The organism is Leucobacter celer subsp. astrifaciens, from assembly GCF_001273835.1.
Taxonomy (GTDB): Bacteria; Actinomycetota; Actinomycetes; order Actinomycetales; family Microbacteriaceae; genus Leucobacter; species Leucobacter celer.
Window position 1 is genome coordinate 1 of record NZ_JHEI01000095.1, and the last position, 201, is coordinate 201.

At 52.7% G+C, this 201-nt stretch carries 1 protein-coding gene; it reads left to right on the forward strand.

Annotated features, from left to right (window positions below; genetic code table 11):
• Positions 1-201: hypothetical protein (locus AMS65_RS20125; RefSeq protein ID WP_206541948.1), on the forward strand; the 201-nt coding region annotated here is incomplete at both ends.

Here is a 201-nt window from a genome sequence, read left to right on the forward strand (position 1 = left end):
GTACAACACTGACTTTAAGGGCGGAAGGGACCTTGACACGCTCGCAACGAAGTTTGCGGATTTTCCAGAACTCTCCACAAAAATCGAACAGTCTTTCGCAATCATGGGGTACCGCCCCGGCGTCGACGAAGAAACCGGAGAAAAACTCACCAGCAAAGACATGGCGTTTAGAAACTCCACCCCCAACGACCCCGTCTACCG